Raw genomic sequence first — 13,617 nt, forward strand, 5'->3', positions numbered from 1 at the left:
CGCGATCTTCGCGAGCGAACCGCCGAATTTGCCTACCGCCGTACGCGCGGCCGATACGATCACTACGTCAGTCATTTCAGTTTCCTTTTGGCATCGAATGTTAATGCGGCTTGAGACCATGCGATCGTGCGCTCTCACGCACGATCGCACGCCGTTCAGAAGTCGCGTTCCAAAACGTAGCGGCCGGGTGCGGCCTCGATCACCGGATACTTCTTCGATCCCTGCGATGCGCCCGGCTTGACCTGCTCGCCCGCGTTCTCCGCGAGCCACTTCGACCAGGTCGGCCACCAGCTTCCGGGATGCTCCGCCGCGGCGTCGAACCATGCGTCGGGATCGTCGGGCAGACGCTCGTCGGCGCTGTCGATCATCCAGAAGCTGCGCTTGTTCTTCGACGGCGGATTGATCACGCCCGCGATATGACCCGACGCGCCCAGCACGAACTTCTGCGGGCCCGTGAGAATCGGCGCGGATGCATAGGCCGATTTCCACGGCACGATATGGTCTTCGCGCGAGCCGTAGATGAAGGTCGGCAGCGCGAGGCTCGACAGGTCGATCGACTCGCTGCACACCGTCAGCGCATTCGGGCTCTTCAGCTTGTTCTCGAGATACGTGTTGCGCAGATACCAGACGCACATCGGACCGGGCAGATTTGTCGAATCGCTGTTCCAGAACAGCAGATCGAAGGCCTGCGGCGTGCGTCCCTTGAGATAGTTGTCGACGACGTAGTTCCACACCAGATCGTTCGGACGCAGATACGAGAACGTATTCGCGAACTCGACGCCGCGCATGAGGCCGGCCGGCGCGCCGCCCTTGCCGCCGATCGCCTGCTCGCGCATCTGCACGTGCGCCTCGTCGACGAACACGTCGAGCACGCCGGTGTCGGAGAAGTCGAGCATCGACGTGAGCAGCGTCATCGATGCGGCCGGCTCTTCACCGCGCGCTTTTGCCACCGCGAGCGCGGTCGCGAGCACCGTCCCGCCGATGCAGAAGCCCAGCGTGTTGATCTTGTCTTCGCCGCTGATGTCCTGCACGACGCCGATCGTCTCGAGCACACCTTCTTCGACGTAGTCGTCCCACGTCTTGTGCGCGATCGACTGATCCGCATTGCGCCACGACAGGATGAACACCTGATGCCCTTCTTCGAGCGCATAACGCACGAGCGAGCTTTCCGGCGACAGATCGAGGATGTAGTACTTGTTGATACACGGCGGCACGATCAGGAGCGGGCGCGCGTAGACCTTCGGCGCGCGCGGCTTGTACTGGATCAGTTGCAGGAGCTCGTTCTCGTAGACGACCGAGCCTTCCGTCGACGCAATGTTCTTGCCGACGACAAAGCGCGATTCGTCCGACTGCGAAATCTTGCCGCGCTGCATGTCGTTGAGCAGATTCAGCATGCCCTGACGCAGGCTCTCGCCCTTGCTCTCGATGAGCGTCTTTTGCGCTTCGGGATTGAGCGCGAGGAAATTGCTCGGCGCGGCTGCGGCCGCCCATTGCTGCACCGTAAAACGGATGCGCTCGCGCGTCTTCGGATCGCTCTGCACTGCGTCCGCGAGTTCCTGCAGATAGCGCGCGTTGAGCAGATACCACGCGGCGGTGAACGCGTACGCGGGCGTGGACTGCCACGAAACATCGGTGAAGCGCCGGTCCTTCAGCGCCGACGGATTGATGGCCTGCGCGCCCGCCTGCTTGAGCAATTCCGACGCATCGCGCGAATAGTCGCTCTGCAATTGGTGCAGACGCTCGGGAGGAATTGCCGCAGTCGGAATCTTCGGCAGCGTGGGCAAGCCCTGCATCGCCGCGCCGAAGCCCGGCATGCTGCTCGCGAGCTTCGCGAATTCCGCGATGCCGTTCATCTTCGTGAGATCGGGCATCTGCGGCATGGCGCCGAGTGTCGGGAATGCATTTGGGAATGCCGACGGAAATCCGTTGGTGAACGCGCCGAATGCCGCGAACGGCGACGCCGCAGCGCCGGCCGCATCTTTCGCGGTATCGGCGGTGTCGGCACTAGCGCTATTCGTCTGTTGAGTGAATTTCGCCCATTGCGCGGGATCCGCGACGGAGCGCCACGCGTTCAGCCATTGATCGAACGCTTGCTGCACGCCTTGCTGTACGCCATTCGTTTCGGCAGATGAGGCTTGAGCCGAAGTGCTGTCGGCGGTACGGGAGCGGGAAGAGGAGGAAGTAGATTTGGAAGCCATACCCGCTTTTGACCTGTGAGTCTCGTAAGACCTGGATTGCTAATGCAGGCATCGCCGGGCTTTCCTGACCAGCGCGCAAGTGTTGGTGCGCCTTATGCGCGCGGCAAGAAGAAGCCTTGCTACGCCGTGCCCGATTGAATGAATTCCGGGAACATTCTTGCTCCAGGATGTCAGGCATGTCAATGCTTCGTCCCGATTTTGCCGCAGCGCGGTATTTTTTTAATTATCGTTTTCCCCCATGCGAAATATTGCATTCACAAAGGGGGTTCGTCATAGGCAAGAAATGATTGTCGGGTAGCATCCGACACCACTGCTCGACTGCCGACGGTCAATCGGCGAGCCAGATCATCGCCGCCATGCGGCCGGTCACGCGGTCGCGGCGATACGAGTAGAACCGCGTCTTTTCCGTCACCGTGCAGTGCGTGCCGCCGTGGATGCGTGCGGCGTCGACGCCCAGGTCCGCGAGGCGCAGACGCGCAAGCGCGTAGATGTCCGCGAAGTATTTGGCCGGCACGCCGCCCGCGGCCCTGAACGCCGCGTTCGTCGCGTCGCGCCGATCGGGCTGCGCGGCCGCGGCAAACGCATCGAGCACGTCCTCGCCCACTTCGAACGCGGCCGGGCCGATCGCCGGCCCGAGAAAGGCGTTGAGCTTCGACGCCGGCACGCCCGCGAGCGCCGCGACGCGCTCGCCCGTCTTCTCGATGATGCCGCCGGCCAGCCCGCGCCAGCCCGCGTGCGCGGCGCCGACCGCGCGGCCTTCGTCGTCGCAGAAGAGCACGGGCAGGCAATCCGCTGTCATCACGACGCACACGACGCCCGCGCGGTCGGTCACGCTCGCGTCGGCGCGCGTGCGCTCTCCCTGCGCGAGGCGATCGATGACCGCGTGCGCGTTCTCGACCTGAGTGCCGTGGATCTGTTCGAGCCACGCGGCATGGCGCGAGGCCGTCAAAGCGAGCGCGCGGCGGCGGTTCTCACGCACGGCGTCCGGCCCATCGCCCGATGAAAAGCCGAGATTGAGCCCGCCCGCACTGGGCGCGCCGCCATCGAACGGCGCGATGCTCACGCCGCCCGCGCGCGTCGTGACGAACGCCCGCACGCGCGGCGACACGCTCCATCGCGGCCAGAGACAGTCCTTCGATTGCAGATCGGCGGCGTTGCTGGTCATGCTTCGTTGTCCTCGTCCTCGTCGTCTTCGTATTCTTCGTCGTCCCAGTCCGCTTCGCCCTCACCCATTTCGTGGGCTTGCGCGAAGTCATCGTCTTCGTCGAATTCGATGTCCTCGTCCTGCCCGAAGCCGAGCTCCGCGGCGAGCGTCGCGAGGTCTTCCGGCACGTCCGCGCGCCAATGCACGTCCTTGCCGGTCGCGGGATGTATCAGGCCGAGCCGCCACGCGTGCAGCGCCTGGCGCGCGAATCCGTTGGGCAGCGGCGTCACCGAGCGCCTGCCGCGCACGTGCCCGTACACGGGATCGCCGAGCAGCGGATGCCCGGCGTGCGCGCAATGCACGCGAATCTGATGCGTGCGGCCGGTTTCCAGATCGCAGTGAATGGCGCTGACCGGCTGGCCGTGCCACGTCGTGCGGTCGATCGTCTTGAAGTGCGTGCGCGCGGGCTTCCCCGACGCGCTCTGCACGACCGCCATGCGCGTGCGCTCGCGCGGATCGCGGCCGATCGGCGCGTCGATCGTGCCTTCGTCACGCATATTGCCCCACACGAACGCGACGTAGCGGCGCTTCACCGTGCGCGCCTGCAACTGACGCACGAGGTCGGTCTGCGCCTCGAGCGTGCGCGCGACGACCATCAGCCCGGAGGTTTCCTTGTCCAGCCGATGCACGATGCCCGCGCGCGGCAGGCCGGCGGCCGCATCGCCGTAACGATGCAAAAGACCGTTGAGCAGCGTGCCGCTCCAGTTGCCCGCCGCCGGATGCACGACCATGCCAGCGGGCTTGTTGATGACGACGAGCGTGTCGTCCTCATACACGATATGCAGCGGCACGGCTTCCGGCGCAAATGCGAGCTGCTCGGGCAGCAGGTCCGGCACCAGGGTGATCGTGGCGCCTAGCGGTACGGGCTGACGCACCTTCGCGAGCGCGCCGTCGACGAGCACGCGGCCTTCCTCGATCCAGCCCTGCATGCGATTGCGCGAGAATTCGGGGAAGATTTTGGCGAGCACCTTGTCGAGCCGCTCGCCCGCGAGCGCATCGGGCACGCGCGCCTCGCGCGGCGCTTCGCGGCCCTCGGCGGCGGCGGATTCGGCGGACGCTGAGTCGTCGCCGGTGGCGCATCGGCTATAATCTTTGAGTTGGTCTTTGGTACGACGAGTACTTGAGCGGGTCATTTGAACGAGAATTCGGCGGCAAGAAGCGGGCATGAAGCGGCAAGCCGCGCCGGAAATACAGCTACAACAGCGAAGAATCTGCAAGAATCAGCCAGGAACAGCAAGCACTGATGCGAGCCTTCAACACCATTCATCACTCGATGCGTCAATCGATCAAGTATCTGGCGCTGGCCGCGAGCGTCGCCATCGTCACGGCCTGTCACGGCCTGCCCGAGAAGACCGACGAAACGGCAACGTGGAACAACAACAAATTATATACGGAGGCTCAGGACGCGCTGTCCGGCAGCGACTGGGGCAAGTGCGCCAAGTACTTCGAAGCGCTCGAGGGCCGCGACCCGTTCGGCCATTTCGCGCAGCAGGCGCAGATCAACGTCGCGTACTGCTACTGGAAGGACAGCGAAACCGCTTCCGCCGACCAGGCCATCGACCGTTTCATCAAGCTGCACCCGGATCATCCCGAGATCGCGTATGCGTACTATCTCAAGGGCATGATCCACTTCAACGACGACCTCGGACTCTTCGGCCGCTTCTCCGGTCAGGACATGAGCGAGCGCGATCCGAAGTCGCTGCGCGAGTCCTATGACGCGTTCAAGATCGTCGTCGACAAGTATCCGCAAAGCAAGTACGCGCCCGACGCCGCGCAGCGCATGCGCTATATCGTGAACGCGCTCGCATCGCACGAAGTTCACGCGGCGGATTATTACTATCGCCGTGGCGCGTATGTGGCCGCGATCAACCGCGCACAGCTCGCGATCCGTGAGTACAGGAACGCGCCGGCGACGGAAGATGCGCTGCACATCATGATGCTGTCGTACGAGAAGCTCGATCAGCCGCAACTCGCCGACGACACCAAGCGCGTGCTCGCCGCAACGTTCCCGGACAGCCCGTATGTGACGGGCAAGCGCCGCGCGAACGCAGACAAGCCCTGGTATCAGATCTGGTAAGTCAGGCGCAAAGAAAAAACGGCCGGTTCACACATGACCGGCCGTTTTTTTGCAGCGATGAATAGTCAGGATTCCGATCCTTATTCCGCCAGCTCCGTTTTCCATTTCGCCGCATCGGTGAAAAATTCGCGCACCACGTCCAGTTCGCGCGTGCGCTTGAACGGCGGCAGGCTTTGCCAGATGCGCCGGCCGTAGGGTTTTTCGACGAGCCGCGTGTCGCAAATCATCAGCACGCCGCGATCCGTTTCCGCGCGAATCAGACGCCCCGCGCCCTGCTTGAGCGTGATGACCGCCTGCGGCAACTGATGCACGGCGAACGGGCTCAAGCCCTTCTTGGTAAGCGCATCGAGGCGCGCGGCGAGCACGGGATCGTCGGGCGGCGCGAACGGCAATTTGTCGATGACGACGAGCGAAAGCGCATCGCCCCGCACGTCGACGCCTTCCCAGAAGCTTTGACTGCCCACGAGAATCGCGTTGCCGTAAGCGCGGAAACGATCGAGCAGTTCGGTGCGGCTCGCGTCGCCCTGCACGAGCAGCGGATTGTCCCAGCCACGCCGCTCGATCACATCGCGCATACGCGTGGCGATGCGATCGACCGCGCGCAGCGTCGTGCACAGCACGAATACGCCGCCGCCCGCCGCTTCGATGACCGGCAGCGCCGCTTCGAACACGGCATCGGTGAACTGCGGCGACGAAGGCTGCGGCAGATTGCGCGGCACATAAAGCAAACCTTGCGACGGGTAATCGAACGGGCTTGGCAGAGTCATCGAACGGCGCGCGTTCAGCCCCATCTGCGCCGCGTAATGCGTGAAGTCGCCACGCACGGAAAGCGTCGCCGACGTGAAAATCCACGCGCGCGGCACGCCCGCGCGCTGCTTGGCGAAGATGGGCGCGACCGACAGCGGCGTCTCGTGCAACTGGACCGTATGCGAGAAGACCTCGATCCAGCGCACCATTTCGTTCGGCTCTTCCTTCGCGGCCTCTTTCGCGACGTCTTCATCGGCGACGACCGCGCGCTCGAGCGACGTCGGCGGCGTGGTCCAGCCCGCGAGCAGGTCTTGCAACTCGCGCGCGCGGCGCACCAGCGCCTGCAGCGATTCCGCGCGCTCCGCATGCGAACCGAGCGCGGACGCCAACGCCTCGAGATGCGTTTCGAGCGTGTCGAGCGCTTCGAAGAGCGGATGGCCGTCCGGCAACTGGCCGAGCGACAGACGCACCGAATCTTCCTTGAACGCGAGCCGCACGTCGCGCGCAGCGCGTTCCAGCGCGGCGCCGAGCTTGGTCCAGTCGGCGGCGTCGCGCGCGTGCGAAAGACCTTCGGCGACCGTATCGCGCGCGAGTTCGAGCAGTTGCGTCGTCGAAAGCGTCTCGCCGAAGAAGAGCGTCGCCGTCTCGGGCAACTGATGCGCTTCATCGAAGATGATCGTGTTCGCCATCGGCAGGAGTTCGGCCATGCCGGTGTCGCGCAGCATGACATCGGCGAAGAACAGGTGATGATTCACCACGACGATGTCAGCCTGCTGCGCCTCCTTGCGCGCCTGCATCACGAAGCATTCCTTGTACTGCGGGCATTCCTGGCCGAGACAGTTGTCCCGCGTGGACGTGACCATCGGCCAGACCGGGGAATTCTCCGGCACGCTCGCGAGTTCGGCCTTGTCGCCGGTGCGCGTGATCTTCGCGAAACGAATGATCTCCTGCAGATGCGACGTGTCTTGGCGCGACGGCAGGCGGCCGTTGTCGGCGGTGCGCTCCAGGTAGTAGTGGCACAGGTAGTTGGCGCGGCCCTTCAGCATCGCGACCGACACCGGCACGGCGAGCGCGTCGCGCACCGTGGGAATGTCGCGCTGAAAGAGCTGATCCTGCAGATGCTTCGTGCCGGTCGAAACGATGACTTTGCCGCCCCACAGCATCGCCGGAACGAGATAGGCATAGGTTTTGCCCGTACCCGTGCCGGCCTCGACGATGAGCGTGTTCTCTCCGCCGTCGATGGCCGTCTTCGCCGTCGCGATGCCGATGTCTTCCGCCGGCTGCTCTTCCGGCGCGTAGGGCTTGTCCGACGGGCCGAGCTTGCGCGCGGGGCGGCGCTGCGCCTCGAACATCGCGGGCTCGGGCATTGCGCGGCCGGACGCTTCCATCGCGGCCGCGACCGAGCGCGCCATTTCGATCTGCGACGCGCGCGAGCGATAACCATCGATCGCGCGCGCGAGCAGGCCTTCTGCGGAGAAGATGGCGTCGAGCTCGGCGCTGCGCTTGTTCGTCAGCGCGGGCGACGTGTTCGCGTCGTCGCTGGTGTGTGAGGGTGAGTTCAAGGCGTGCTAAATCCTGCGGGTTTCGGCGCGGTCGAATGCGAAATGCCGACGCCGGTGCCCGGCGTTCAATGCGCGTCCGAGTCCAGCTGCAATTGCAGCAGGAGAATGGTGTCCTTCACCTTGAGCTTGCGCTTCTTCAGGCGCCTCAGTTCCAGGTCGTCGATGCCGGACATTTTGTTGATCAGCGTGTCCAGACTGTGATGCTCTTCCTGCAATTGCGCGATACGATCGCGAAGCACGGCGGCATCCGTGGCGGGTTGTCGGGGTGCGCGAGGGAACTCACTTAAGCGCTGCTGCATGCTCGCCTCCTTTCATCCTCTTTCGCTCGGGCTTGCCCGGCTCGCGCGGCGAGCCTGCCTGCCCTATTTCCCTTGCTGCTGCTGTTGTTGCTGTTGCACTTTCAACTGTTCCTGGCGCTCCTGCTCCTGCTGTTGCGCCTTTTCCTGGGCCTTTCTTGCCGCTTCCTTCTGACGCGCCTCGACTTCCGCGCGATGTTGCGCCGCTTCCTGCTGCTTCTGCTCGTACCGCTGCGCCTTGGCGTCGCGTTCCTGCGCGTCCTGCACGCCGCGTGCGCGTGCCTCGTCGAGCTTCTTCTGGTAGTCCGCCTGCTTCTGATCGTAAGCCTTCTGACTGGCCGCGCGCTGCGGCGCATCGGCCTCGCGCTGCGCGGCGGCGAGCGCGTTCTGACGCTGCTTGTCCTCGAAGGCCTTCTGGCTCGCCTGCTCGTTCGCTGCACGTTGCGGGGCTTCCGCCTGATATTGCGCCTGCTTGATCGCGGTCTGCTGATCGCGTTCTCTGGCGTGCTCGGCGCGCTGCTCGTCGTCGAGCGCGAGTTGTTGCTGACGGATCTGCTGACGCGTTTCGCGCATTTCGTTGCGGGCGTTGTCGAGGCAGTGATTCACGAAGAACTTGCTGTAGCAGTCGTGCTGCTTCACGCCGTAGCGGTAGTTGTTTTCTTCGGTGCGCTGGTCCAGCGCTTTCTGTCGCTGGACGAAACCGGACTTCAGCGCGTCGTCGGCATTTTGCCCGGACGACGGCTCCGCATCGATCGGACGCGCATTCACGGACGTGCCGGGATCGATCGGCCTGGCGGATTGAGCGCGCGCGTCGCGCGGCGCGGATATGCCCGTCACGCACAATAGCAAAACAGCCGCCGCGGCCGGCAGGTTCGAAAGACGAAAATTGGGCAAATAATTGGGCAAATGAGTGAGGGGCAGCGTGATAAAGAATCAGGTGCGAAGCGGCTTCACCGATGCCCAAATTCTATCACCGCACGCCGGAGCGCTCCGGCATTTATGGCAAAATGCCCGGCTTCAGCCACCCGGTCCGAAACCCGCTCGCCACGCGGCAACCTGCCCGCAGCGCCTCGCTCACGCGAATCCGGCGCATGCGGTGCGGACCGCCGCCGAGCCGAAGACAGCGCAGAATCATGACGCAAACCGTAGCACTCAAGATCGTACAGCGCATCGCCACCGAACTCACCGTGCAGCCGCGCCAGGTCGCCGCCGCCGTGCAGCTTCTCGATGAAGGCTCGACTGTCCCGTTCATCGCCCGATACCGGAAGGAAGTCACGGGCAATCTCGACGACACGCAACTGCGCACGCTCGAAGAGCGCCTGCTCTATCTGCGCGAGCTCGAAGACCGCCGCGCCGCGATTCTTTCGAGCATCGACGAGCAAGGCAAGCTCACCGACGAATTGCGCAACGCCATCGAAGGCGCGGACAGCAAGCAGGTGCTCGAAGACCTGTATCTGCCGTACAAGCCCAAGCGCCGCACGCGCGCGCAGATCGCCCGCGAAGCCGGACTCGAGCCGCTCGCGCAGGCGCTGCTCGCCGATCCGACGCTCGATCCACAGGCCGAAGCGGCAAAGTATGTTGATGCGGACAAAGGCGTCGCCGATACGAAAGCCGCGCTCGACGGCGCGCGCGACATCCTCTCCGAGCAGTTCGGCGAAACCGCCGAGATCCTCGGCAAGCTGCGCGAGCATCTGTTCAACCAGGGGCTCGTCATGTCGAGCGTGGTGGACGGCAAGCAAGGCGAGGAAGGCGAAAAATTCCGCGACTACTACGACTACAGCGAAACGATCCGCACCGTGCCGTCGCACCGCGCGCTTGCGCTGTTCCGTGGCCGCAACGCGGGCGTTTTGAGCGTAAAGCTCGGTCTCGGCGAAGAGCTCGATGCGCAGATTCCGCATCCGGGCGAAGCGATGATCGCGGGCCATTTCGGTATCGCCAATCGCGGCCGCGCTGCCGACAAATGGCTCTCCGACGTCTGCCGCTGGTGCTGGCGCGTGAAGGTGCAGCCGCATATCGAAACCGAGTTGCTCACGCAACTGCGCGAAGAAGCCGAGCACGAAGCCATTCGCGTGTTTGCGCGCAATCTGAAGGATTTGCTGCTGGCCGCGCCGGCCGGCCCGAAGGCCGTGATCGGCCTCGATCCGGGTCTGCGCACGGGCGTGAAGGTCGCAGTCGTCGATCGCACCGGCAAGGTGCTCGCCACCGACACCATCTATCCGCACGAGCCGCGCCGCGACTGGGACGGTTCCCTTGCAAAGCTCGCGCGTATCGCGGCGCAGACGCAAGCCGAGCTCGTGTCGATCGGCAACGGCACGGCATCGCGCGAAACCGACAAACTCGCGAGCGAGCTCATCGCGAAGCATCCGGAGCTGAAGCTGCAGAAAATCGTCGTGTCGGAAGCGGGCGCGTCGGTGTATTCGGCGTCGGAACTGGCGGCGAAGGAATTTCCGGATCTCGATGTCTCCTTGCGCGGCGCGGTGTCGATCGCGCGGCGTCTGCAGGACCCGCTCGCCGAACTCGTGAAGATCGAGCCGAAGGCGATCGGCGTCGGCCAGTATCAGCACGACGTGAATCAGCGCGAACTCGCGCGCTCGCTCGATGCGGTCGTCGAGGATTGCGTGAACGCGGTCGGCGTCGATGCGAACACAGCGTCCGTCGCGCTGCTCGCGCGCGTATCGGGGCTGAACGGAACGCTCGCGCGCAATATCGTCGATTTCCGCGATGCCAACGGGCCGTTCCCGTCGCGCGAGCATCTGAAGAAGGTGCCGCGTCTCGGCGATAAAACCTTCGAGCAGGCAGCGGGCTTCTTGCGCATCAACAACGGCGAGAATCCGCTCGATCGCTCGTCGGTGCATCCGGAGGCGTATCCGGTCGTCGAGCGCATTCTCGCGAAGATCAAGAAGCATATCGGCGATGTGCTCGGCAAGCGCGAAGCGTTGACGGGTCTTTCACCGACGGAATTCGTCGACGATCGTTTCGGTCTGCCGACCGTGCGCGACATTCTCACCGAGCTCGAAAAGCCTGGCCGCGATCCGCGCCCCGAGTTCAAGACGGCGACGTTCAAGGAAGGCATCGAGAAGATATCGGATCTGGTACCGGGCATGATCCTCGAAGGCGTCGTGACCAACGTGGCTGCTTTCGGCGCGTTCGTCGATATCGGCGTGCATCAGGACGGCCTCGTACACGTTTCGGCGCTGTCGACGAAGTTCGTCAAGGACCCGCATGAAGTCGTGAAAGCCGGTCAAATCGTGAAGGTGAAAGTGCTGGAAACCGATGTGAAGCGCCAGCGCATTTCACTCACGATGCGCCTCGACGACGACCTCGCGCCGGCATCCGACAACGCAGGATCGCAGTCACGCGGCTCTTCGCAGGATCGCCGGCGCGATGCACGTCCGAATCAGCGACGCGAGCCGGAGCCGGGAGGCGCAATGGCCGCAGCGTTCGCTAAACTGAAACGCTGAAGCCGGACGCCAAAGCAAAAACCCCACGTTTTCACGTGGGGTTTTTCTTTTTTGACACTGCAAAACGCTTCGTCAGATCTCGATTTTCGTTCCCAGCTCGACGACGCGATTTGCGGGAATACTGAAGAAATCCGTCGGCTTCGCCGCGTTCTGGTGCATCCATGCGAACACGCGCTCGCGCCACACCGACATGCCCGGTAATTCCGTTGGCACGACGGTTTCTCGCGCCATGAAAAACGACGTGTCCATCAGTTCGAAGGTCATCGCGTGCGAGCGCGTGATCTGCTCGAGCACCTCCTTCACATCCGGTGTCTCGTTGAAGCCGTACGCCGCCTTCACGAGGAACAGCCCGCCGCCGATATCCTTCACTTCGAGCCGATGCGCGTCATCGACATAGGGAATGTCGCGCGTCTTGAAGTTCATGAAGATGGTGCGTTCGTGCAGCACCTTGTTGTGCTTCAGGTTGTGCAGGAGACTCACGGGCACGAGCGAATCACTGCCGGTGAGATAAATGGCCGTGCCCGACACGCGATGCGGCGGATGCGCAAGCAAGCCTTGCAGGAACGGCATGAGCGGGATGCCGTCCGCGGCCGTGCGATCCTTCACGATCATGCGGCCCTTGTACCAAGTCATCAGCAGGAAGAAGAGTGCGCCGCCGATGCACAACGGCAGCCAGCCGCCCTGTTCGATCTTGAGCAGACTCGCACCGAAAAAACCGATGTCGATCATGAGGAACACGGCGATCATCCCGCCGACGAGAAAGCGGTTCCAGCCCCACAGATTCACCATCACGACCGACACGAGGATGGTGGTCGTGAGCATCGTCGCGGTGACGGCGAGACCATACGCTGCCGCGAGATTTTCCGAGCTCTTGAAGCCGATGACGATGCACAGGATGATGAAGAGCAGCATCCAGTTCACGAGCGGAATATAGATCTGGCCGATCGCGAGTTCCGACGTATGCAGAATCTTCATGCGCGGCACGTAGCCGAGCTGGATTGCCTGACTCGTCAGCGAATACGCGCCCGAGATGACAGCCTGCGACGCGATCACGGTGGCGACCGTCGACAGAATCACGAGCGGCAGCAAGGCCCAGTCGGGCGCGAGCAGAAAGAACGGGCTTTCGATGGCCTTCGGGTCGTGCATCAGCAATGCGCCCTGGCCGAAGTAATTCAGCAGCAGCGAGGGCATCACGAGGCCGTACCAGCCATAGCGGATCGGCTTCGCGCCGAAGTGTCCCATGTCCGCGTACAGCGCTTCCGCACCCGTCAGCACGAGCACGACTGAGCCGAGCACGATATACGCCTGCAGCACGTGCTGCGCCATGAAGGAAATCGCGTAGTACGGATTGAGCGCGACGATGATGCGCGGCTCCTTGATGATGTGCGCTGCGCCCAGCACCGCGAGGGTCACGAACCACACGACCATGATCGGGCCGAAGAGCTTGCCGACCACCGCCGTGCCGTGTCGCTGAATCCAGAACAGCGCGATCAGGATGACGATCGTGATCGGCAGCACATAAGGCGTGAGCTTGGGCGCGGCGATCTCGAGACCTTCGACGGCCGACAGCACCGACATCGCCGGCGTGATGACCGCGTCGCCATAGAACATGCAGGCGCCGAAGATGCCGAGCATCATCAGCACGCCCGAGACCTTGCCCGCGCCTCCGACGCTGCGCAGCGCGAGCGTGGTCATCGCGAACACGCCGCCTTCGCCGTTGTTGTCGGCGCGCATGACGAAGAGCACGTACTTGACGGCGACCACCATGACGATCGCCCAGAACAGCAAGGAGATGACGCCGAGGATCGACGCCTCGGACAAGCCGATGCCGTGCGACGGGCTGAAGGCTTCCTTCAACGAATAGAGAGGACTCGTGCCGATATCGCCGAATACGACGCCGATGGCCGCGAGCGCAAGCGAGGAAAGGGGTTGTTTATGCTCGTGCGCGTGAGTCGTGTTAGTCATAAAAGCGAGATATCCGTCCAGGGCGGAATAAAACGAACGCCATTCTATCTAACGTCGCACGAGAAGACGCCCTCTCGCGTGTTGCTCATGCGCCACGACAGACGCGA

At 63.6% G+C, this 13,617-nt stretch carries 9 protein-coding genes; 2 read left to right on the plus strand and 7 right to left on the minus strand.

Annotation, left to right across the window (positions count from 1 at the left end):
- Window positions 1-155 precede the first annotated feature (155 nt).
- The 3 genes from phaC to AWB74_RS27115 form a co-directional block, all read right to left on the minus strand.
- Window positions 156-2,198: a class I poly(R)-hydroxyalkanoic acid synthase gene (gene phaC / locus AWB74_RS27105; RefSeq protein ID WP_087039213.1), complete on the minus strand. Its 2,043-nt coding sequence runs from the start codon at window positions 2,196-2,198 to the stop codon at window positions 156-158.
- A 328-nt stretch (window positions 2,199-2,526) separates the two neighbouring features.
- Entirely contained in the window at window positions 2,527-3,363 is an 837-nt protein-coding gene (gene pgeF, locus AWB74_RS27110; protein WP_061149750.1) for a peptidoglycan editing factor PgeF, read from the minus strand.
- Window positions 3,360-4,535: an RluA family pseudouridine synthase gene (locus tag AWB74_RS27115; RefSeq protein ID WP_061149751.1), complete on the minus strand. Its 1,176-nt coding sequence runs from the start codon at window positions 4,533-4,535 to the stop codon at window positions 3,360-3,362. The genes pgeF and AWB74_RS27115 overlap by 4 nt, the downstream gene beginning before the upstream one ends.
- A gap of 110 nt (window positions 4,536-4,645) precedes the next feature.
- Between AWB74_RS27115 and AWB74_RS27120 the strand changes: the two genes are divergently transcribed.
- On the plus strand, window positions 4,646-5,479 hold the full coding sequence (locus AWB74_RS27120; protein WP_061149752.1) for an outer membrane protein assembly factor BamD: 834 nt from the start codon (window positions 4,646-4,648) through the stop codon (window positions 5,477-5,479).
- Window positions 5,480-5,559: 80 nt separating this feature from the next.
- Here AWB74_RS27120 and AWB74_RS27125 read toward each other — a convergent pair whose 3' ends face one another.
- From AWB74_RS27125 to AWB74_RS27135, 3 genes are all read right to left on the minus strand, one after another.
- Window positions 5,560-7,788 (minus strand): ATP-dependent DNA helicase, encoded by a 2,229-nt coding sequence (locus AWB74_RS27125; RefSeq protein WP_061149753.1) that lies wholly within the window; start codon window positions 7,786-7,788, stop codon window positions 5,560-5,562.
- A gap of 65 nt (window positions 7,789-7,853) precedes the next feature.
- Window positions 7,854-8,087, minus strand: coding sequence for a DUF465 domain-containing protein (locus AWB74_RS27130; RefSeq protein ID WP_061149754.1), 234 nt, complete (start codon window positions 8,085-8,087; stop codon window positions 7,854-7,856).
- A gap of 63 nt (window positions 8,088-8,150) precedes the next feature.
- Window positions 8,151-8,921, minus strand: a complete 771-nt coding sequence (locus tag AWB74_RS27135) for a flotillin family protein (protein ID WP_235024687.1) — start codon at window positions 8,919-8,921, stop codon at window positions 8,151-8,153.
- A gap of 296 nt (window positions 8,922-9,217) precedes the next feature.
- Here AWB74_RS27135 and AWB74_RS27140 point away from each other — a divergent pair, with 296 nt between their 5' ends.
- Window positions 9,218-11,545, plus strand: coding sequence for a Tex family protein (locus AWB74_RS27140; protein ID WP_061149812.1), 2,328 nt, complete (start codon window positions 9,218-9,220; stop codon window positions 11,543-11,545).
- Window positions 11,546-11,617: 72 nt separating this feature from the next.
- Here AWB74_RS27140 and AWB74_RS27145 read toward each other — a convergent pair whose 3' ends face one another.
- Window positions 11,618-13,510 carry a potassium transporter Kup gene (locus AWB74_RS27145; RefSeq protein ID WP_061149756.1) on the minus strand — a complete coding sequence of 631 codons (1,893 nt, stop codon included), beginning with the start codon at window positions 13,508-13,510 and terminating at the stop codon, window positions 11,618-11,620.
- Window positions 13,511-13,617: the final 107 nt, after the last annotated feature.

This window comes from Caballeronia arvi (genome assembly GCF_001544695.2).
Classification (GTDB): Bacteria; Pseudomonadota; Gammaproteobacteria; order Burkholderiales; family Burkholderiaceae; genus Caballeronia; species Caballeronia arvi.

Excerpts from the sequence above, each read along its gene's own strand:
- AWB74_RS27130 (WP_061149754.1), bottom strand. The coding sequence starts at position 8,087 with ATGCAGCAGCGCTTAAGTGAGTTCCCTCGCGCACCCCGACAACCCGCC.
- AWB74_RS27145 (WP_061149756.1), bottom strand. The coding sequence starts at position 13,510 with ATGACTAACACGACTCACGCGCACGAGCATAAACAACCCCTTTCCTCG.
- pgeF (WP_061149750.1), bottom strand. The coding sequence starts at position 3,363 with ATGACCAGCAACGCCGCCGATCTGCAATCGAAGGACTGTCTCTGGCCG.
- AWB74_RS27120 (WP_061149752.1), top strand. The coding sequence starts at position 4,646 with ATGCGAGCCTTCAACACCATTCATCACTCGATGCGTCAATCGATCAAG.
- AWB74_RS27115 (WP_061149751.1), bottom strand. The coding sequence starts at position 4,535 with ATGACCCGCTCAAGTACTCGTCGTACCAAAGACCAACTCAAAGATTAT.
- phaC (WP_087039213.1), bottom strand. The coding sequence starts at position 2,198 with ATGGCTTCCAAATCTACTTCCTCCTCTTCCCGCTCCCGTACCGCCGAC.
- AWB74_RS27140 (WP_061149812.1), top strand. The coding sequence starts at position 9,218 with ATGACGCAAACCGTAGCACTCAAGATCGTACAGCGCATCGCCACCGAA.